Genomic DNA, 20,127 nt, shown 5'->3' on the forward strand with positions numbered 1-20,127 from the left:
TCGATACCGCCAGCGCGGCAACGATGCCTCGCGGGCCTGACGGCACCACCGACGCTTCGAGCAGGTGACACATGACGAGCAATGCGGACACGGTCTTCTCCGGAGGCACCGTCTTCCGCAGCGCGCTCGACGCCCCGCGCGCAGGTGCTGTCGCGGTCACCGACGGCCGGATCAGCGCACTGGATGACGACGCCCTCGCGGCGATCGGCCCGGACACCGACGTCGTCGACCTCGGAGGCGGTCTCCTCCTCCCCGGTTTCGTCGACGCCCACGTGCACCCCGTCGAGGCAGGACTCGAACAGCTGGCCTGCGACCTGTCCGGCGAGCGCACCCCGGACGGCTACCTTGCCGCGATCGCCGCCTACGCTGCCGCCCATCCCGACCGCCCCTGGATCGTCGGAGGCGGATGGCAGCAGGCGGCCTTCCCCGGCGGCACTCCGCTCGCCGTGGACCTCGATCGCATCGTGCCGGATCGTCCCGTCTTCCTGCAGAACCGCGACCATCACGGCGCCTGGGTGAACTCCGTCGCCCTGCGGCTCGCCGGACTCGACGCCACGACACCGGACCCGGCGGACGGACGCATCGAACGCGACGATGCCGGCCGGCCGAGCGGCATGCTCCATGAGGGCGCTCGCGCACTCGTCTCCCGGCTCGTTCCTCCGGACACCGACGAGGACGTCGCCGCCGCGCTCCGTGCCGCCCAGTCGACGCTGCACGGATTCGGCGTCACCGGGTGGCAGGACGCCATCGTCGGCGACTACGGCGGCCACACCGACACGAGCGACGCCTACCTGGCCGCGGTCGCGGACGGCACCCTCACGAGCACGGTCGTCGGCGCGCTGTGGTGGGACCGGGAGCGCGGACTCGAGCAGGTCGATGAGCTGATCGCCCGGCGCGATGCGATCGCCCACCGCGCAGCCGGCCTCGGTGACCGCGTCGGTGCGTTCACCGCGGGAACGATCAAGATCATGCAGGACGGCATCCCTGAGAACCGCACGGCCGCGATGATCGACCCGTACCTCCGACCGTGCCGGTGCGGCGACACGGCCGACCACGCGTCAGAGCGCGGCATCTCCTTCGTCGACCCTGCCGTGCTCGTCGAGGCGGTCTGCCGCCTGGACGCCGCGGGCTTCCAACTGCACTTCCACGCGATCGGCGACCGCGCGGTCCGCGAATGCCTCGACGCCCTGGAGGCCACCGCGGAACGCAACGGGGCCCTGGCGAACCGGCACCACATCGCGCACGTGCAGATCGTGCACCCGGACGACCTGCCGCGCTTCGCCCGCCTCGACGTCACGATGAACATGCAGGCGCTCTGGGCCACCTGGGAACCACAGATGCGCGAGCTGAACCTGCCGCTCCTCGGCGACGAACGTGCCGCCTGGCAGTACCCGTTCGGCGGTGCCGCCCGCCTCGGCACCGCCCTGTGCGCCGGCTCGGACTGGCCCGTGACCACCCCGGACCCGTGGGCGGCACTGCACGTCGCCGTGAACCGGACGCTGCCCGTCGACGACCCGGACCATTCACCGGAACCGCTGGGTCCCGAGCAGGCGCTCACCCTCGGTGAAGCCCTCGCCGCCTATACGAACGGCTCCAGCCGGATCAACCACCGCGACGACGCCGGCGCGATCGAGGTCGGCGCGGTCGCCGACCTCGTCCTCGTCGACCGCGACCCGTTCTCCCGTCCCGCCGCAGAGATCGCAAGCACCAGGACCGTCGGCACCTGGATCGCCGGACGGCGCGTCTTCACCTCCACCACAACCACATCGATCGAGCAAGGAACACCATCATGAAGAACCGATACCTGCTCCCGGCGGCGCTCACGGCCGCTGCCGCGCTGCTCCTCACCGGCTGCGTCAACAACGAGGTCGCCACGCCGACCAGCACCGGGTCCAGCGGCGCCGTGTCCGTCGACAAGGCCGCTGAGGCGCTGCTCCCGGACGACATCCGGACGGCGGGGAAGCTGATCCTCGGCACCGATGCGACCTATGCACCGAACGAGTTCAAGGATGCCAACGGCGACCCCGTCGGCTGGGAGATCGAGCTCGCCGATGCGATGGCCGGGAAGCTCGGCCTGACGACCGAGTACCAGGTGGCGAAGTTCGACAACATCATCCCGAGCATCACGGGCGGCAAGTACGACGTCGGCCTCTCCTCGTTCTTCGACACCAAGGAACGCCAGCAGCAGGTCGACATGGTCGACTACTTCACCGCCGGCATCCAGTGGGCGACGCTCGCCGGCAAGACCGTCGACCCCGACAACGCCTGCGGACTGAAGGTCGCCGTGCAGAACGGCACGACGGAGGCCCTCGATGACGTCCCGGCGAAGTCGCAGGCGTGCGTCGACGCCGGTAAGCCCGCGATCGAATCCCTCGGCTACGACACCCAGGACGAGGCGACCGCGGCGGTCACCCTCGGACGCGCAGACGCCATGACCGCCGACTCCCCGGTCGTCCAGTACGCGGTCCAGCAGAGCGACGGCAAGCTCGAGCTCTCCGGCGACATCTACTCGACGTTCCTCTACGGCATGCCGATCGCGAAGGACCGCGGCGACCTCGGCAAGGCACTCCAGGCGGCGCTGCAGTCCCTCATGGACGACGGCACCTACACGGACATCCTCAGCAAGTGGGGCGTCGAGTCCGGCGCGATCGACAAGATCGACATCAACGGCGCGACGAGCTGACGATGAGCGATCCACGCACCGACGCAGCGGGTGCGCCCGCGCCACTCAAGGTGGTGAAGCTCCGCCATCCCTGGCGGAACGTCTTCGCGGTCGTCATCGTCATCCTGATCGTGGCAGTGGTCTACGACGCGGCGCTCCGTCCCGCCTACGACTGGCCGGCCGTCGGCAAGTACGTCTTCGACCGTCGCATCACCGTCGCCGCGCTCATCACGCTGCAACTGACGGTGTATGCGATGATCGGCGCGATCGTCCTCGGTGTGCTGCTCGCGATCATGCGGCTCTCCCCGAACCCTGTGCTGAAAGCCATCGCGTGGGCGTTCGTCTGGCTGTTCCGTGGAACCCCGGTGTACGTCCAGCTCGTGTTCTGGGGGCTGCTGGCCACCATCTACCCCACGCTGAACATCGGTCTGCCGTTCCTGCCTCCGATCGCACAGTTGCCGACCGACAACGCGCTGAACACCTTCTGGATCGCGGTCATCGGCCTCGCGCTCAACGAGGCCGCGTACATGTCCGAGATCGTCCGCGCCGGCCTGCTGTCCGTCGACCGCGGACAGGAGGAGGCGTCGACGGCACTCGGGATGAGCTGGGCGCAGACCATGCGTCGGGTCATCCTGCCGCAGTCGATGCGGATCATCATCCCGCCGACGGGCAACGAGGTGATCTCGATGCTCAAGACGACCTCGCTCGTGACGGCAGTGCCGTTCACGCTCGACCTGTACACGAGGTCTCGGGACATCTCGTCGGAGACGTTCAACCCGATCCCACTCCTCATCGTGGCGTCGCTCTGGTATCTGCTGTTCACCTCGATCCTGATGGTGGGTCAGTACTTCCTGGAGAAGCGCTTCGCGAGAGGACTCACGAGGATCGACACCGGGGTGCCGCTGACCACCGAGGCGATCCAGACCGAGGAGGCACGGCTCCGCGCAGGCGAGGGACCGACCGACGGCACGAGCGGAGAACGACGATGACGGATCAGACTCTCGCCACGGAGATGGTGCGTGCGGAACGCGTCGTGAAGTCCTTCGGTTCGAACACCGTGCTGAAGGACATCTCCCTGACCGTCCGGCGCGGCGAGGTGATGTGCCTCGTCGGCCCCTCCGGTTCGGGGAAGTCCACGTTCCTCCGCTGCATCAACCACCTGGAGCGCGTCGACGGCGGACGGCTGCTCGTGGAGGGTGACCTCATCGGATACCGGGAGCGCGGCGACAAGCTCTACGAGCTGAAGCCGAAGGAGGCCGCCAAGCAGCGACGCGACATCGGGATGGTGTTCCAACGGTTCAACCTGTTCCCGCATATGACCGCGCTCGAGAACATCATCGAAGCGCCCATGCAGGTGAAGGGTCAGCGCCGGGCGGCAGCCGAGCAGCGCGGGAGGGAGCTCCTCGACCGGGTCGGTCTGAGCGACAAGGCCGGCGCATACCCCGGGCACCTCTCGGGCGGCCAGCAGCAGCGCGTCGCGATCGCCAGGGCGCTCGCGATGGATCCGAAGCTCATGCTGTTCGACGAGCCCACCTCTGCGCTCGATCCCGAACTCGTGGGCGAGGTGCTCGACGTGATGAAGGGCCTCGCCAAGGACGGCATGACGATGATCGTGGTCACGCACGAGATGGGCTTCGCCCGTGAGGTCGCGGACTCGCTCGTGTTCATGGACGGCGGTGTCGTCGTGGAGGCCGGCGATCCGCGGGAGGTGCTGTCGAACCCGCAGCACGCGCGGACGCGCGCCTTCCTGTCGAAGGTCCTCTAGCCGCCCGCCGCCACCGTCCACAACTCCTGCAGACGAACAGGCCCGGAGCATCTGCTCCGGGCCTGTTCGCGGCTCCCGCACGTGTGCGGCGCAAGCTGCAGGAGTTGTGTTCGTCGTGCGGTCAGTGAAGCTGCTTCTGGAGCTGCTTCTCCGCCTTGGCGGTGGCCTTCTTGGCACTCTTGACCGCCTTCTTGCGGGCCTTGGCCACGTGCGGGTCGTTCCAGAACTCCTCCGCCGCGTGCTTGATCTCGCGGTACCGGGTGCGTCCGGCCTTCGCGCCCAGGACGTACGCGCCGAACGCGAGCCCGACGACCAGGACGATGACGATCTTCTTACCCATGATGCTGCTCCCTCTCCCACGGAGACGCCGTGGGGCGTTCACCTGTCTTCTGGCATTCTGCAAGCGCAGTCTGCGGATCACCCGAATCGGACGGGGGCTTGATATTCAGGCCCGCCGTCCGTACGGGTGACGGTCAGTGCAGTACCCGCTTCGGTTTGGCGGCGCGGAAGCCACCGCCGACCTCGACGAGCACGGGCAGTTCGACGCCGAGCAGGCTGTCGAGCGATTCGACCGCGGTGCTGACCGTCTCGACGGCGGTGCGCGGCGAGACCCCTCTGGCGCACGTGACGGCGACCTTCAACGCCCGGTCCCGCCCGACCTGCCACGCGGAGACGCGGACGGCGGAGAACGCCGACGTGTCTTCCAGGGCATCCCCCAGAGCGTGGGCTGCGACGTCGGCGTCGAGGATCACGTCGCCGCGATCGGTCGGCGCGCGGTGCACGATGCCCGTGCGGCCACGTCCCTGACGCAGTGCGAACGCGATCAGGAGCGCCGCGACCACGACGAGGAGGACGACGGCGGCGATGGGGACCACGATCGGCGCTGCACCCCGGTCCGCCTGCGCACCGGGCACGGCCGCGAAGGGGTTCCAGGCGAACCAGCCGGCGATGGTGTCGAGGACGACGCCGCGGTTGTCGCGCCACCAGTCCGCGATGAACGGGACGGTGACCACGGCGAGCGCCGCGGCACCGAGAGCGGTGAGCACGAGCCCGACGACGAGGATGAGCAGACGGTTCAGTCCGCGGTTGGTGGAGTTCACTGTCCGACCTTCCCGTTCGTCGAGATCGTGGTGGCGGCCCGCAGGGCAGGCCGAAGTGCATACGTCTCGAGCTGTTCGGCGACCGCGCGGTCGACCGCCGCGCGGTCGACGGTGATACCGCTCGCCGGCGTGATGCGGATGCTCGCGGTGCGGCGTCCGACGGCGACGATCGTGCCATCGGGATGGGTCGACGCGGTCGCGGACGCCTGCTGTGCGAGCGCCGAGGCGATGACCTCGTCGTCGACGACGGCGAGCACCCGGTCGGTTGCGAGCAGGTGCCGGTGCCGCCGACCGGGGCCGACCGCGAGGGCGAGCAGCATGATCCCGAGCACGAGCACGAGCGCACCTGCGATGCCGAGGATCACCGGCTGAGTCGTCGGCAGGCTTGCGGCCGCCGCTGGGATCTCCCCTGGCGACACCAGGAGTGGCGGTATGCCGATGAGGGCGAGTACCGTCTCCACGGCGATCCAGATCGCGACGAGCACGAGGATCACCGCGAGGGTGATCGCAGCGGTCGAACGCGGCGAATGCAGCTCTCGACGAGCCAGTCGGCGGAGCAGACCCGACCGCCCGGCGCTCGGTGCCCGCGGTGGTGAGGCGGCTGGCGACGCGTTCGGCGACGTGATGATCTCGGTGGTCATGAGACGCGTCCTTCCTGTGCGATCTCGAGTCCGCTCACGCGGATGGACACTCGGGAGACGCTCGAACCGGACAGCTGTTCGAGCTTCGCACCGATGGTGGCCGTCGCCGCAGTGGCGCGGTCGAGGACGGAGCCGCCGGATCGCGCGAAGGCGTCCGGGACGGCGGCGATGCGGCCGAGCGGGACCGCCCGCATCGGTGAGGTGACGACGAGGGCGAGTGCGCCCCGGTCGTCGGCGAGCTCGACCTTGACACGTCCCGCCGGGACCCCGAGCGTCTCGGCCGCGATGGCGACCGCGACGTGCTCGAGGGCCTTCGCGGCGATGCGCGTCCGGCCCGGCCCGCCGTGCGCGGGCACGGCGGGTGATTCGGCGACCGCCGAGTCGTCATGTGGCGACCCTGTCCGATCGAGGACGGCGGTGGTCATGACGACACGCGCTTCCCGCGGACGGCGTCGACGATGGCGCTGAAGTCGGTCTGCCCGGAGACGATGCGGCCGACGATCGCGCCGACCCCCATCGCCAGGGCGACGAAGACGAAGGCCCAGAAGCCGAACGCCACCCAGCTGATCGCGAGGACGGCACCGATCAGGATGCCGGTGTGCGTCGGGGTCACTGGACTCGCGCCTCAGCGTTCTGGTCCTCGTCGTCGGACGGGATGAAGACGTCGCTGACGGTCACGTTGACCTCGGTGACCTCCATGCCGACGAACTGCTCGATGGCACGGATGATCGAGGCACGGACCTCGCTCGCGACGACCTGCAGGTCGACGGGGTAGTCGGCGACGATGACGACGTCCGCAGCGACCTGCGTCTCGCCGACCTCGACGCGGATGCCCTGCGAGAGGTCCGAGGAGCCGATGGCGTCGCGGATGGCTCCGAAGGCACGAGCGGCACCGCCGCCGAGGGCGTGCACACCGCGGACCTCGCGGGCTGCGATTCCCGCGATCTTCGCGATCACGCCGTTGTCGATGACCGTCTTGCCGTGCGAGTTCGCCTCGGTGACGATGCTGCCGTCGGCCGTCTGGCCCTTCGCGACGCTCGTGGGCTTCGGGGTGCTGGTGGTGTTCGACATGTGATGACCCTTCTGGAATGTCCGGCCGAGGGGTTCTCGATCGGTTCGTTGTTGATAGGACGCAGGTGTCGCGCCGTTCGTCACGGTCGTTCCGGAAGCTCGTGGAGTTGCTGCGAATCACGCCCAGGACCGTGACGAATCGTGCTGCACCACCGACGCGCCTCCGAGGATCTGTTCGACGCCGCGCGCCGCTAAGATTGGTGGGTCCGGCATCCCCCCTTTTTCCTTTGGAGCCCTGCCCTCGTGACGACCACCAGCCCCAGCAACGCCATCGCAGACACCGTCGAGAACGCGGTCGCGACCCCCGATCGCGAGCAGCCGTACGGTGCCCTCGGTCTGAAGTCCGACGAGTACGCGAAGATCCGTGAGATCCTCGGCCGTCGCCCCACGAGCGGCGAGCTCGCAATGTACTCGGTCATGTGGAGTGAGCACTGCTCCTACAAGTCCAGCAAGATCTACCTGCGCCAGTTCGGTCAGAAGGTCACCGACGACATGAAGAAGAACCTCATGGTCGGCATGGGTGAGAACGCGGGCGTCGTCGACGTCGGCGAGGGTTGGGCCGTCACCTTCAAGGTCGAGAGCCACAACCACCCCTCGTACATCGAACCGTTCCAGGGTGCTGCCACCGGCGTCGGCGGTATCGTCCGCGACATCATCTCGATGGGCGCCCGCCCGGTCGCCGTCATGGACCAGCTGCGCTTCGGCGACATCGACCACCCCGACACGGCCCGCGTCGTGCACGGCGTCACCGCCGGCATCTCGTCCTACGGCAACTGTCTCGGCCTGCCGAACATCGGCGGCGAGACCTACTTCGACAAGGTCTACCAGGGCAACCCGCTCGTCAACGCCCTCTCGGTCGGCGTTCTGCGCCACGAGGACCTCCGCCTCGCCAACGCCTCCGGTGTCGGCAACAAGATCGTCCTGTTCGGTGCCCGCACGGGTGGCGACGGCATCGGTGGCGCGTCCATCCTCGCCTCCGACTCCTTCGATGCGAACGGCCCGACGAAGCGCCCGGCGGTCCAGGTCGGCGACCCGTTCGCCGAGAAGGTGCTCATCGAGTGCTGCCTCGAGCTCTACCGCGACAGCCTCGTCGAGGGCATCCAAGACCTCGGTGCCGCCGGCATCTCCTGCGCCACGAGCGAGCTCGCCGCGAACGGCGACGGTGGCATGTTCGTCGAGCTGTCCCACGTCCTCCTCCGTGACCCCTCGCTCACGCCCGAGGAGATCCTCATGTCGGAGTCGCAGGAGCGCATGATGGCCGTCGTGGAGCCGGGCAAGCTCGAGGCGTTCCTGGCCGTCACCGACAAGTGGGACGTCGAGACCTCTGTGCTCGGCGAGGTGACCGACACGGGTCGTCTCGTCATCAACTGGCACGGCGAGGAGATCGTGAACGTCGACCCGTCCACCGTCGCCGTCGACGGTCCGGTGTACGAGCGCCCCGTCGCCTACCCCACCTGGATCGACGCGCTGCAGGCCGACACGGCGGCAGCACTCCCCCGCACCGACGTCCCCGCAGAGCTCGAAGACCAGTTCCTGTCGCTCCTCGGCTCGGCGAACCTCGCCGACAAGAGCTGGATCACGAACCAGTACGACTACTACGTCATGGGCAACACGGCACTGTCCTTCCCCGACGACGGCGGCATGATCCGCGTCGACGAGGAGTCCGGCCTCGGGTTCGCCATCGCCACGGACGCGAACGGTCGCTACTGCCAGCTCGACCCGCGCCAGGGTGCGCGGCTCGCGCTCGCCGAGGCGTACCGCAACGTCGCCGTCACGGGCGCCGTCCCGGCAGCGGTCACCGACTGCCTGAACTTCGGCTCGCCGGAGAACCCCGAGGTCATGTGGCAGTTCTCTGAGGCGGTCGCTGGGCTGTCCGACGCCTGCCTCGAGCTCGGCGTTCCGGTCACCGGCGGCAACGTGTCGTTCTACAACCAGACGGGCGACGTCCCGATCTTCCCGACCCCGGTGGTGGGTGTGCTCGGCGTGATCGACGACGTCGCGCGCCGCGTGCCGAGTGGTTGGCAGGATGAGGGCGACAACCTGTACCTCCTCGGCACCACCGCCCTCGAGCTCGACGGCTCCGCGTGGGCCGGCACCGTGCACGACCACCTCGGCGGGCTGCCGCCGAAGGTCGACCTCGCCGGCGAGAAGACCTTGGCAGAGCTCCTGCAGGCGGCGGCGAAGGAGGGCCTCGTGTCCTCCGCGCACGACCTCTCGGATGGCGGCCTCGCGCAGGCTCTCGCGGAGAGCGTCATGCGTTTCGGCGTCGGCGCCCGCGTCTTCCTCGGCGAGCTTCTCAGCCGTGACGGCATCGACCTCACGACCGCGCTGTTCTCCGAGTCGACCGGCCGTGTCATCGTCTCGGTGCCGCGCGAGGACGACGTCAAGTTCCAGGGTCTCTGCGAGGGACGCGGCTACCCCGTGCTCCGCATCGGTGTGACCGACGCTTCGGCCGTCGGCGACGCCACCGAGCCTGCACTGGAGATCCAGGACGTCCTGACGATCCCGGTGTCCGAGCTGCGTCGGGTGTCGAAGAGTGTGCTGCCCGAGCGATTCGGCGCCGTCATCGGCTGAGTCACTCCTGGCTGGGCTTCACGCCTCGAGGCCGGTGTCGTCGCGACCTGTTCGTGGCGACACCGGCCTTCTTCTGTTGCTGTGCGTCATGTGATATTCTAGTATATATATACCGAATCACGATCACGACCCCACTCGACGCCCGACAGAGAAGACCATGCCCATGACCCTCAACGCCACGATCGCGCTCATCTCGCGCAGCAGCAACTCCCTCCTCGACCGCATCGAGCGACTCGCGCGACGGATCGCGGTCCCCTTCGTCCGCCTCGCACTCGCCACGGTCATGCTGTGGTTCGGCATCCCGAAGCTCATCCCGAATGGCAGCCCGGCCGAGGACATCGCCGTCGACACGGTGGCGGTCCTCACCACGGGGATGATCACCGGTGACCTCGCCCGCATCCTCGTCGGCTCATTGGAGGTCGTGATCGGCTGCGCGCTCCTGATCGGTCGCTTCATGCCGCTGATTCTCGCCGTCATGCTCGGCCACATGGCGGCCACCTTCGCCCCGCTCGTGATCTTCCCCGCGCTGACCTGGCACGGACCGATGGTCGGCAGCCTCGAGGGTCAGTACATCCTGAAGAACATCATCATCATCGCCTGCGTCATGATCCTCGCAGCCTTCGACCTGCGCCACCACCGTCACGCGAAGCACGCGGCCTGATCCTCGCGATCTGCACCACGGCGAACCCTGTGACCTGATGAAGTATTCGCTGGGTGAGTGGATACCCGAAACCCACCCACCCAGCTCCCCACCGGGCGCACTGACACGGAACCCGAATGTCCGCGTCGGCCTCACCGACGGATCTGGTCGCTAGCGACATCTTCCAGCATATCAGAACTTGGCATGCTTGAGATCCAGGCGGTCGACCGACACGGCGCGCGGCGTTTGCGCCGTCAGACCACGGGCTCCGACATCCGGAACATGCGCTCGATCGCGAGCTCGGCGGCGATCGCGTCACCCTCGGCGATCGCGCCCCGGAATCGCGGGAAGTCGACATCGAGCTCGTCCCAGCGAATCCAGTTGGTTCCGCTCGTCATCCGCAACCGGTGAGCGAGAGCGCCGATGTTGTCCCGCGTCGCCTCGACGAGGATGCGGTTGGGGCAGACGGCGACGAACTCATCGACGAGCAGCCACGCACGTGCGCCGTACGCGACTGGATCACGATCCGGCAGGATCTCGATGATGCGCTCGATCCGCTCGACGAGGTCCGCCCGCGTCGGCTCGTCGAGCGTCGGGACGGTGACGCGGACGACTCCGCCCACGAGCGCGCCCAGCGTCTGGAAGACGAACGTGCGACTCGCCTCATCGGGGCGGGCGACCCGCGTGTACCGCTGCGGCGCGTTCTCGACGAGGCCCATGCTCACGAGGTCGTTGAGGGCTTCGCGGATGGGCTTGCGCGAGCACCCCAACCACGCCTGCAGCTGATGATCGAGGAGCGGCTCGCCCGGCTGAAGGGTGCCGTCGTAGATGGCGTCGCGGATCCGCGTCATCGCCCTCTCGCGCATCGAAGCGCGGGGTTCACCGCCCGCGTCGAGGGTAGGGACCGGCATCGACTGGCGCCTTCCTCTTCTGCACGACGGGACTGGATCGTGCCCGCCAGCCTAGCAACGCGTGATCTCACGCCGAGAGGAGCTCCTGCGCCATGATCGGGCGGAAACGGTCGAAGTATCCCGGGCGGACGAAACGGATGATGTTCCCCGCCGGGTCGACGAGCGCGCAGCCCGGGTAGCGCTCGTCGGCGTGCGGGTCGGCGCCCTCATCGAACAAGGCGGGCGCACCTGTGCGGAAAACCTCGCCGCAGTGGACCTGCATACGGCGAGCGAACTCGAGGTAGACCCCCTGCGGACTCACGGAACTGAGGACACAGGCGCCGGGGCGCGCGGCCCGCCCGGCGAGTTCACCGGACTGACGTTCCACATAGAGCAACTCGCCGCCGCCGACCACGACATGCAGTCGCCGCTCGGTAGCGACGTCGACGCGCGTGATCCGCGCACCGAGCATGGCGTAGAAGCCCTCGACCTCAGGGGCCGACGGGCATTCGAGTACGGCGACGGCAAGGCCGGTGGGCATGATTCTGTCTCCTCGGGTCAGGTCGACACCGGGATCGGGTTGGTGTCTACTCATATTCAAGATATCAGATACCTGAAGGATCGTCGAGGGTTTCGGGCACATTTACGACAGATGCCGCGTAATTTAATCCAACATGCCTCGGATATCGGTATCCTGAACACGAAATATCTGAATCGACGATCGGAGAATCATGCCAGTGCCCACCGCCGCAGAGGCCACCCCTCGCAAGCTCCTCCGGGACGTGGTCTTCGATCAGCTCCTCACCGCCATCCAGGACGGCACGCTCGAACCGGGAGAGCGCCTGAACGATGAGGAACTCGAGAAGTGGCTCGGCGTGTCACGGACTCCGATCCGCGAAGCCATCAGCAAACTCGCCGACATCGGCCTCGTCGAGACGGCTCCGCAGCGGTACACGCGCGTCGCCAAGCCCACGATCGAGCAGTACATCGAGGGCCTGCGCCTGCTGTACGGGTTCCACGAACTCAGCGCACGCTGGGCGATCCCGAACCTCACCGACGCGGACGTCGAGCACTTCCGCAAGCTCGGCGACCAGGTCCTGGCAGACGCCGAGGCGAAGAGCAAGGACATCATCCTGTCCGCCTCCCGCTTCATCGACGTCCTCGTCGAACGCTCGGAGAACTCCCTCCTGCAGCAGCTCGCCCGCCAGGTCGACGCTCGCGTCACCTACATGTCGCTCCCCCGCGTCGGATACTTCCAGTGGGACATCTTCGCCGGATACGTGACGGGGCTCGTCGCGGCGGCCGAGGCACGCGACGCGGACGCCGCCGAACGGGTCATGCGAGCACAGGCCGTCAAGATCGAGGAGTTCCTCGCCGCCGTCGAGCAGGCGGGCGGCGGCTTCCCCGGCGTCTGACCCGATCGCGGCCGGAGCGACTCCAGCCGCGTGAACGTCACACGCGTTCTCCGATTCCTCCCGAGTCCGGCCGCACGGTACCGTTGACGGTCGCCTGCGGGCAGACCGGATCCGATCGGAGCGTGCATGGGCCTGTTGCTGTGGCTGTTCGACGCCACGTTCACGATCGGAGACCAGCCGGTCCTCTGGCGTGAGGTCATCGGCAACCTGTTCGGCATCGCGAGCGCGTTCGGCGGCATGCGTCGGCGTGCCTGGGCCTGGCCCGTCGGCATCATCGGCAACGCCCTGCTGCTGACGGTCTTCCTCGGCGCCGTCTTCCACACCCCGAATCCCACGAACCTCCTGGGCCAGGCCGGCCGCCAGCTCATGTTCATCGTCGTCTCGGTGTACGGCTGGGTGCAGTGGCGGCGCGAGCGGCACCCGACCGCCGGCGCATCGGCCGAGGTGATCCAGCCGCGATGGGCCGGCACACGGGTCCGAGTGATCCTGGTCCTGACGCTGCTCGGCGGCACGCTGGCACTCACGCCACTGTTCCGTGCACTCGGTTCCTACGAACCGGTGTGGGCGGACGCCTGGATCTTCATGGGTTCCCTGCTCGCCACCTGGGGCATGGCCAAGCGATGGGTCGAGTTCTGGCTCATCTGGGTGGCGGTGGACCTCGTCGGCGTGCCGCTCCTCTTCGGTGCGGGCTACTGGGTCTCCGCATCGATGTACGTGTTCTACGGCGCCTTCACGCTCACCGGTTTCATCGTCTGGGCGCGCGGCAGACCCGCTCGCGTCGCCCCCGCGGACTGAGCGCCCGCCCACCACACCGCGGCCGAGCACCCCTCCGCTGCCGAGGAAAGATCATCTGCCGCAGTGCCGACCGCAGCAGTAGAGTGTGCGCCATGGACGAGCTGGACGAACAGATCCTCGGTATCCTCCACGACGACGCGAGGATTTCCTTCAGCGCTCTCGGCCGACGCATCGGGCTCAGCACGAACGCGGCCGCCGCGCGCGTCCGCAAGCTCGAGCAGACCGGTGTGATCCTCGGCTACACGACCCGCGTCGCCGACGAGCTGCCCGGCCGAGGCGGCCTCGAGGTCTTCATCGACATCCGTCTCGACGCCGACACCTCGCACGAGGACTTCGCCGCGAGGCTCGCCGCCGTCCGTGCCGTCGAGGACGCCGTGCACCTGACCGGTGAGTACGACTGGCTCGTCCACGTCCGGGTGGAGGACGCCGCAGACCTCGATGCGCTGCTCCACCGCCTCAAGCAGGAGGCGGGCGTCGCCCACTCGCGGACGAGGTTGGTCCTGCGCAGCTGAGGCCGGCCACGCCGCCGACCGTCAGCCGTCGAGCGATTCGGTCAGTGCGTTCACGATCGCGGGCAGCGTGCGCATCGCGAGGGCGCGCGGAGAACCCTCGTCGCCATCCGGGTCCATGAGGACCGCGGTCTGGATCGCCGATTCATAGAGGGCGACGACGATGTGTGCGACGTCGGGGGTCGGGATCGTGAAGCGCAGGTGCACGAGGAGCGCCGCCTGATCGAGCCAGGCTGCCAGCTGCTGACCGGCACCCTCCTGGTGTTCGAGATAGCGCGCGGCCACTGCGGAGTCGCGCATCGCGAGCATCCGGAACTCGGACTGCACGAGGCACCAGCGTCGATCATCGGGCTGGAGTTCGAGGAAGGCCTGGATCAGTGCCTCGAGCGAGCCCTCCGTGTAGTGCCCGCTGTCATCGATGAGCGACGGAGTGATCGACTGCAAGCCCGACTCCAGGCGGTCGAGTCGCAGCTGGTTCTCGCGCGCCTCGAGGGCGAAGAAGAGCTCCTCCTTCGAGTCGAAGTTGGAGTAGAACGCGCCTCGGGTGAAGCCGGCGCGTTCGCTGATCTGCTCGACCGATGCCGCGTGCACGCCGTGTTCGGCGAACACCTCGTAGGCGGCGTCGATGAGTCGTTCCCTGGTCTTCTGACGCCTGACCGATTCGACCGGGAGATCGCCCTCGGCATCCGTCGTTTCACTCGCGCGCATCCTGACACCTTACTGACAGCTGGGGAACCACCTTGGCGATACACCACTGTATCGGATACAGTCATGTATCGGATACGACGGTGTATCGATTCTGTCCGAACTCGTCTGGTCGGCTCGTCTGCTTGCAGCGAGCCCGGCCACTTCAAGGAGCGACGCGTGTCCTCATTGCTCTACACCCTCGGTCGCTGGGCCTTCCGCGCGCGGAAGCTGGTGCTCATCCTCTGGATCGCCGTGCTCGCCGTCGCCGGCGGGAGCGCACTGCTGTTCAACCAGGGCACCGACAACGCGTTCTCCATCCCGGGCACCGAGTCACAGGAAGCGCTCGACACGCTGAACCACACCTTCCCCCAGGTGAGCGGCGCGTCCGCCCAACTCATCGTGGTCGCTCCCGCGGGAGACACGGTCGAGGACGGCGCCACCCGCACGGCGATCGACGACGCCGTCGGCTCGCTCTCCGACATCGCGCAGGTCCAGCAGGCCGTCTCCCCGTTCGATGAGAACATCACCGGCGCGGTCTCCGACGACCAGCGGGCGGCGCTCATCTCGATCCAGTTCGACGGGGCGATGACCGACATCACCGCCTCGACGATCAGCGACGTCGAGGGCGTCGCATCGTCGCTCGCCGAGGCCCTCCCCGCCGGCGCGGAGTCCTCGCTCGGTGGCGAACTGTTCAGCAACAGCCTGCCCGCCCTGAGCGTCGTCGAGCTCGTCGGCGTGGTCGTCGCCCTGGCCGTGCTCATCCTCACCTTCGGCTCGTTCCTCGCCGCCGGCATGCCGCTCATCACCGCCCTCCTCGGCGTCGCGATCTCGATGGCGCTCATCTTCGTCGCCACGGTCTTCGGCCCGATCTCGTCGACGACCCCGATGCTGGCCCTCATGCTCGGCCTCGCCGTCGGCATCGACTACGCGTTGTTCATCATCTCCAGGCATCAGGACCAACTCCGATCCGGGCTCGACCCTGAGGAGTCGACGGCGCGCGCGACCGCCACGGCCGGATCGGCGGTGATCTTCGCCGGGCTCACCGTCATCATCGCGCTGCTCGGACTCGCCGTGGCGAACATCCCGTTCCTCACGACGATGGGGGCTGCAGCCGCTGTCGGCGTCGCGATCGCCGTGCTCATCTCGCTGACGCTCATCCCGGCGATGCTCGGTTTCGCGGGCGAGCGACTGCGACCCAAGCCGCGCCGCGCGGCGCGCCGAGCCGCCGCGCGGAGGACGACTGCCGCCGCCGCCACCACCTCCCCGCGCGGGGACCGTACGGACGCCGCCGGACCGCTCGACGACCTCGGGGAGCGGTCGGAGTCGCCCGCGCCGGTCCCCGAGCATGTGGAGGGGCAGGGCAACCGCTTCTTCCTCGGGTGGGTCCGCGGCGTCACGCGCCTCCCGATCGTCACGATCATCGCCGTCGTCGCCGTCCTCGGCGCGCTCGCGATCCCCGCGCTCTCCCTCCGCCTGGCGCTCCCCGACGCCGGCTCGCTGCCCGAAGGCGACGGCGCACGCACCACCTACGACCTGGTGTCGGAACACTTCGGCGAAGGGTTCAACGGTCCACTCATCGTCACCGGCAGCATCGTCGGAAGCACCGACCCACTCGGACTCATGGCCAACCTCAAGAGCGAGATCGAAGGCCTCGACGGCGTGGCCGCTGTGCCACTCGCCACCCCGAACGCGACGGCGGACACCGGCATCATCCAGGTCATCCCGAGCGGCAGCCCCGACTCGCAGGCGACGAAGGACCTCGTCGCCGAGATCCGCGGACTGCACCAGTACTTCCTCGACGAGTACGACGTCGACCTGCAGGTCACCGGCTTCACCGCGATCGGCATCGACATCTCCGACCGACTCGGCGGCGCCCTGCTGCCCTTCGGCCTGATCGTCGTCGGCCTCTCGCTCATCCTCCTCACCATGGTGTTCCGCTCGATCTGGGTGCCGATCAAAGCGACGCTCGGCTACCTCCTGTCCGTCGCGGCATCGTTCGGGGTCGTCGCACTCGTGTTCGAACACGGCGTGTTCGCCGAGGCCCTGCACGTCGCGCGGACGGGACCGGTGATCAGCTTCATGCCGATCATCCTCATGGGCGTGCTGTTCGGACTCGCCATGGACTACGAGGTGTTCCTCGTCTCGCGGATGCGCGAGGACTTCGTCCACACGAAGCTCGCGAGGCGGTCGATCGAGACCGGCTTCCTCGGCTCGGCGAAGGTCGTCACCGCCGCGGCGGTCATCATGTTCGCTGTGTTCGCCGCGTTCGTGCCGGAGGGCGACACGAACATCAAGCCGATCGCGCTCGGCCTGGCGGTCGGTGTCTTCGTCGACGCCTTCATCGTCCGGATGACGCTGGTACCGGCCGTGCTCGCGCTCCTCGGCGACCGCGCCTGGTACATGCCGAAGTGGCTCGACCGCCTGCTGCCGTCGTTCGACGTCGAGGGCGAGGGGCTCCAGCACGAGCTCGCGCTCCGCGAGTGGCGCGATGGCACGGACATCGCGGTCGCAGCCTCCGGTCTCGGTCTCGGCGGCCCGGACGGCGTGCTCTACCGTGATGTCGAGACGACGGTCCGCACCGGTGGCGTCCTCGCCGTCGTCGGCTCCCGCCCGATCGAGGTGACCGCCCTCCTGCTGACGCTCGCCGGCCGACTCGAGCCGGACACGGGGCTGCTCAAGGTCGCCGGCCTCGTCCTCCCCGTCCGAGCCGGCGCCGTCCGGGCGAGGGCAGCGTACGTCCGCCTCGACCACGGCGAACCGGTCGAGACGCTCACTGCGTCACTCGCCGAGCGGCCGACGGTGCTCGTCGTCGACGGCGTCGACACCCTCCCCGATGCAGCCACGAGACGCACCGTGTACGAACGCCTGGTCACAGCGACGCGGGCCGCCGAGCGCGCCGGGCGCCCACTCACGATCGCCATGGGGACCGCCGACGCCGCCTCACTCACCGACGTCCTCCCCACCAGTGCACCCGAGGTCCTCGACCTCGACGCCACGAACCCGGGCACCCGCCTCACCGCGGAGCCGTCCGCCTCCACCGCCGAATCCCGTGCCAGCTCAGAAACGCAGGTCGACGCATGAGCACCATCCTGAACCGACTGGAGCGCGCCCGCTCCTCCAAGCGCATCACGGTCGTGTCGATCATCGGCCTCATCCTGGTGCCACTCGTCATCGCCGGTGGGCTCGTCTGGGCGCTCTGGAACCCGTCGGAGCGGCTCGGGCAGGTGACCGCCGCCATCGTGAACAACGACGAACCGGTGACGATCGACGGCCAGACCGTCCCACTCGGCCGCCAGCTCGCCGCAGGTCTCGCAGCCGGCGACCAGGAGACGAACTACACCTGGGTCATCACCGATGCCTCCGATGCGAAGAGCGGCCTGGCCGACGGCTCGTACACGGCGGTCGTCACGATCCCCGCGAACTTCTCCGCGGCCGCCACCTCGTTCTCGGGCGAAGCCGCCGACGCCCAGCGGGCCCGCCTCGACGTTACGACGAGCGACCGCAGCAAGCTCGTCGACGACGCGATCACGCAGACGATCACGCAGACCGCCTCGACGCTCCTCGGTCGTCAGCTCACCACGACGTACCTCGAGAACGTCTACGTCGGCTTCAACACCCTGCACGATCAGCTCGGCGAAGCGGCGGACGGTGCCAGCCAGCTCTCGACCGGTGGACTCTCACTCGCTCAGGGCGCGCAGGACCTCGCGAACGGCACGACGCAGCTCGCGGACGGGGCGGTCTCGCTCGCCGACGGAGCGACCCAGCTGAGTGACGGGAGTGGGCAGCTGTCGTCCGGCCTCGCAGCGCTGTACGCGGGGACGCAGCCTGGCGGGTCGAGCCCGGGGCTCGTGGCGGGCGCCGAGGGACTCTCGACGGGCGCCGCGAAGGTGTCCAGCGGTCTCGCAGACCTCTCCGCCGGCGCGAAGGGGACCGCGGGAGTGACCAGTGCACTCGCCGGACAGCTCGCGCAGCTGGCAGCGGAGTGCGCAGCATCCGGTGCCAGCGACACCTACTGTGCTGGCGTGGCCCAGGCCGCCGGGTTCAGTGCTGGGATCGTCAGCGGGATGCCCGTCCCCGGCGGGACGTATCCGGGCACGACGGTCCTCGCGGACGGCACAGAGGCGGCCGCCGACGGCGCAGCCGAACTCGCCACCGGCGCTGCAACCTTCTCCGCCGGCATGCCGACACTGGTCGACGGCATCGCGACGATCACCAGTGCGGCCAGCCAGCTCGCGACCGGAGCCGCGGCCCTCGCCGACGGTGCCACGCAGGCTTCGACGGGTACCGCGCAAGTCGCCGACGGCGCGACCCAGCTCTCGGCGGGTGCCGGCACGCTCTCGGGCGGGATCACCTCGCTCGCGTCCGGCCTGCAGTCCGCGGTCGACTCGCTGCCGACGTACACGAGCGCCGATCGCCGGACGTTGGCCGACGTCGTGGCGGACCCCGTGTCGGCCGGCGACTCGTCGAGCGTCGCGTTCGGCACCAACAGCGCGCCGTTCTACGCGGTGCTGGCACTCTGGCTCGGAGCGCTCGCGAGCTTCCTCGTGCTGCGACCGGTGCCGGTCCGGGCGTTCGGGTCGACGCGGTCGTCGCTGCGTCTCGCACTCGGTTCCTTCGCCCCTGCTGGAGCGGTCGGGATGGCGCAGGGCGCTCTCGTCGCCGTCATCACGGCGCCCTTGCTCGATCTCGATGCGGCTGCGTGGCTGGGCTTCGCGGGGATCGCGGTCCTCGCCGGAGCGGTCTTCGCTGCGACGAACCAGGCGCTCGTCGCCCTGCTCGGCGGAGCGGGCCGGTTCATCTCGATGATCGTGGCGCTCGTGGGCCTGGCCACCGGGATCATCGCGACGACACCACCGGTGCTCGACCAGGTGCTCGCCTTCCTGCCGATCGCGCCCGCGTTGAGCGGTCTGCAGTCGATCGCGATCGGTGACACGGGCGCCGCGGCAGCGGTCGTCGGACTCGTGGTCTGGCTCCTCGGTTCGATCGCCGCGACGACGTTCGCGGTGGCACGGGCGCGCACGACGACGGTGAAGGCGCTCACGCCGGCCCTCGCCTGAAGCAGGGCGGTCCGGTGCCATGCGGCCAGCGCGATGCGCTGAGTCGGGCGCGGGGCTGTGGCGCGAGCGCGGGTCTCCGGAGGCCCGCGCTCGCGCCACAGACCCACGGACCCATCCGCCCGCCTCCGTCGACGGTCGCGCCGGTAGGCTGGCCTGCATGAGTGAAGACCGGGAACTGGCCGAGTGGGGCGAACAGCGGAAGCGTCGTCAGCGGCTGATCGCCTGGGTGCTCGTGATCGCCCTCGTCCTCGGCGCCGGCGGAGCGACCGTCCTGGGCCTCATCCTCAACTGACCCCGGTGCGGTGAAGCCGCGGTGCGCCG

21 protein-coding genes are annotated in these 20,127 nt (G+C 68.9%); 12 read left to right on the top strand and 9 right to left on the bottom strand.

Features of this window, described 5'->3' with window-relative positions; genetic code table 11:
• The first annotated feature begins 71 nt into the window (after positions 1-71).
• The 4 genes from KXS11_RS15905 to KXS11_RS15920 are packed head-to-tail and all read left to right on the top strand — an operon-like array spanning position 72 to position 4,427.
• Complete coding sequence (locus KXS11_RS15905; protein WP_437386602.1) at positions 72-1,793, top strand: amidohydrolase; 1,722 nt, start codon at positions 72-74, stop codon at positions 1,791-1,793.
• Positions 1,790-2,683 (top strand): ABC transporter substrate-binding protein, encoded by an 894-nt coding sequence (locus KXS11_RS15910; protein ID WP_437386603.1) that lies wholly within the window; start codon positions 1,790-1,792, stop codon positions 2,681-2,683. The genes KXS11_RS15905 and KXS11_RS15910 overlap by 4 nt, the downstream gene beginning before the upstream one ends.
• Before the next feature lie 2 nt (positions 2,684-2,685).
• Positions 2,686-3,651, top strand: coding sequence for an amino acid ABC transporter permease (locus KXS11_RS15915; RefSeq protein WP_437386604.1), 966 nt, complete (start codon positions 2,686-2,688; stop codon positions 3,649-3,651).
• Complete coding sequence (locus KXS11_RS15920; protein WP_437386605.1) at positions 3,648-4,427, top strand: amino acid ABC transporter ATP-binding protein; 780 nt, start codon at positions 3,648-3,650, stop codon at positions 4,425-4,427. The genes KXS11_RS15915 and KXS11_RS15920 overlap by 4 nt, the downstream gene beginning before the upstream one ends.
• Positions 4,428-4,548: 121 nt before the next feature.
• Here KXS11_RS15920 and KXS11_RS15925 read toward each other — a convergent pair whose 3' ends face one another.
• From KXS11_RS15925 to KXS11_RS15950, 6 genes are all read right to left on the bottom strand, one after another.
• Positions 4,549-4,767: a hypothetical protein gene (locus tag KXS11_RS15925; protein WP_437386606.1), complete on the bottom strand. Its 219-nt coding sequence runs from the start codon at positions 4,765-4,767 to the stop codon at positions 4,549-4,551.
• Positions 4,768-4,900: 133 nt separating this feature from the next.
• On the bottom strand, positions 4,901-5,527 hold the full coding sequence (locus KXS11_RS15930; RefSeq protein WP_437386607.1) for a hypothetical protein: 627 nt from the start codon (positions 5,525-5,527) through the stop codon (positions 4,901-4,903).
• On the bottom strand, positions 5,524-6,168 hold the full coding sequence (locus KXS11_RS15935; protein WP_437386608.1) for a hypothetical protein: 645 nt from the start codon (positions 6,166-6,168) through the stop codon (positions 5,524-5,526). The genes KXS11_RS15930 and KXS11_RS15935 overlap by 4 nt, the downstream gene beginning before the upstream one ends.
• Entirely contained in the window at positions 6,165-6,593 is a 429-nt protein-coding gene (locus KXS11_RS15940; RefSeq protein ID WP_437386609.1) for a hypothetical protein, read from the bottom strand. Before KXS11_RS15940 ends, KXS11_RS15935 begins: the two co-directional genes overlap by 4 nt.
• Positions 6,590-6,781, bottom strand: coding sequence for a DUF2273 domain-containing protein (locus KXS11_RS15945; RefSeq protein WP_437386610.1), 192 nt, complete (start codon positions 6,779-6,781; stop codon positions 6,590-6,592). The genes KXS11_RS15940 and KXS11_RS15945 overlap by 4 nt, the downstream gene beginning before the upstream one ends.
• The gene (locus tag KXS11_RS15950) at positions 6,778-7,239 is read right to left on the bottom strand and encodes an Asp23/Gls24 family envelope stress response protein (protein ID WP_437386611.1); all 462 of its coding nucleotides are present in this window, start codon (positions 7,237-7,239) and stop codon (positions 6,778-6,780) included. The genes KXS11_RS15945 and KXS11_RS15950 overlap by 4 nt, the downstream gene beginning before the upstream one ends.
• Positions 7,240-7,482: 243 nt before the next feature.
• Here KXS11_RS15950 and purL point away from each other — a divergent pair, with 243 nt between their 5' ends.
• Both purL and KXS11_RS15960 read left to right on the top strand, forming a co-directional pair.
• The gene (gene purL / locus KXS11_RS15955) at positions 7,483-9,813 is read left to right on the top strand and encodes a phosphoribosylformylglycinamidine synthase subunit PurL (protein WP_437386612.1); all 2,331 of its coding nucleotides are present in this window, start codon (positions 7,483-7,485) and stop codon (positions 9,811-9,813) included.
• A 163-nt stretch (positions 9,814-9,976) separates the two neighbouring features.
• Entirely contained in the window at positions 9,977-10,474 is a 498-nt protein-coding gene (locus tag KXS11_RS15960; protein WP_437386613.1) for a hypothetical protein, read from the top strand.
• A 233-nt stretch (positions 10,475-10,707) separates the two neighbouring features.
• Here the strand turns inward: KXS11_RS15960 and KXS11_RS15965 are convergent, their stop codons facing one another.
• Complete coding sequence (locus tag KXS11_RS15965; RefSeq protein WP_437386614.1) at positions 10,708-11,364, bottom strand: GntR family transcriptional regulator; 657 nt, start codon at positions 11,362-11,364, stop codon at positions 10,708-10,710.
• 67 nt (positions 11,365-11,431) lie between these two features.
• The gene (locus tag KXS11_RS15970) at positions 11,432-11,884 is read right to left on the bottom strand and encodes a hypothetical protein (RefSeq protein WP_437386615.1); all 453 of its coding nucleotides are present in this window, start codon (positions 11,882-11,884) and stop codon (positions 11,432-11,434) included.
• A gap of 190 nt (positions 11,885-12,074) precedes the next feature.
• Between KXS11_RS15970 and KXS11_RS15975 the strand changes: the two genes are divergently transcribed.
• The 3 genes from KXS11_RS15975 to KXS11_RS15985 all read left to right on the top strand — a co-directional run bounded on the left by KXS11_RS15975 (position 12,075) and on the right by KXS11_RS15985 (position 14,065).
• Entirely contained in the window at positions 12,075-12,758 is a 684-nt protein-coding gene (locus KXS11_RS15975) for a GntR family transcriptional regulator (protein WP_437386616.1), read from the top strand.
• A 126-nt stretch (positions 12,759-12,884) separates the two neighbouring features.
• A complete protein-coding gene (gene pnuC / locus KXS11_RS15980) occupies positions 12,885-13,553 on the top strand; it encodes a nicotinamide riboside transporter PnuC (protein WP_437386617.1) in 669 nt (222 codons plus the stop codon).
• 92 nt (positions 13,554-13,645) lie between these two features.
• Positions 13,646-14,065, top strand: coding sequence for an Lrp/AsnC family transcriptional regulator (locus tag KXS11_RS15985; RefSeq protein WP_437386618.1), 420 nt, complete (start codon positions 13,646-13,648; stop codon positions 14,063-14,065).
• A 21-nt stretch (positions 14,066-14,086) separates the two neighbouring features.
• Here KXS11_RS15985 and KXS11_RS15990 read toward each other — a convergent pair whose 3' ends face one another.
• On the bottom strand, positions 14,087-14,770 hold the full coding sequence (locus KXS11_RS15990) for a TetR/AcrR family transcriptional regulator (RefSeq protein WP_437386619.1): 684 nt from the start codon (positions 14,768-14,770) through the stop codon (positions 14,087-14,089).
• 156 nt (positions 14,771-14,926) lie between these two features.
• Here KXS11_RS15990 and KXS11_RS15995 point away from each other — a divergent pair, with 156 nt between their 5' ends.
• From KXS11_RS15995 to KXS11_RS16005, 3 genes are all read left to right on the top strand, one after another.
• A complete protein-coding gene (locus KXS11_RS15995; protein WP_437386620.1) occupies positions 14,927-17,830 on the top strand; it encodes an MMPL family transporter in 2,904 nt (967 codons plus the stop codon).
• Complete coding sequence (locus KXS11_RS16000; protein ID WP_437386621.1) at positions 17,827-19,806, top strand: YhgE/Pip family protein; 1,980 nt, start codon at positions 17,827-17,829, stop codon at positions 19,804-19,806. Before KXS11_RS15995 ends, KXS11_RS16000 begins: the two co-directional genes overlap by 4 nt.
• 157 nt (positions 19,807-19,963) lie before the next feature.
• Positions 19,964-20,098: a hypothetical protein gene (locus tag KXS11_RS16005; protein ID WP_347868436.1), complete on the top strand. Its 135-nt coding sequence runs from the start codon at positions 19,964-19,966 to the stop codon at positions 20,096-20,098.
• The last annotated feature ends 29 nt before the right edge of the window (positions 20,099-20,127 follow it).

Source organism: Plantibacter flavus (assembly GCF_051487245.1).
In the GTDB taxonomy this organism is placed as follows: domain Bacteria; phylum Actinomycetota; class Actinomycetes; order Actinomycetales; family Microbacteriaceae; genus Plantibacter; species Plantibacter flavus_B.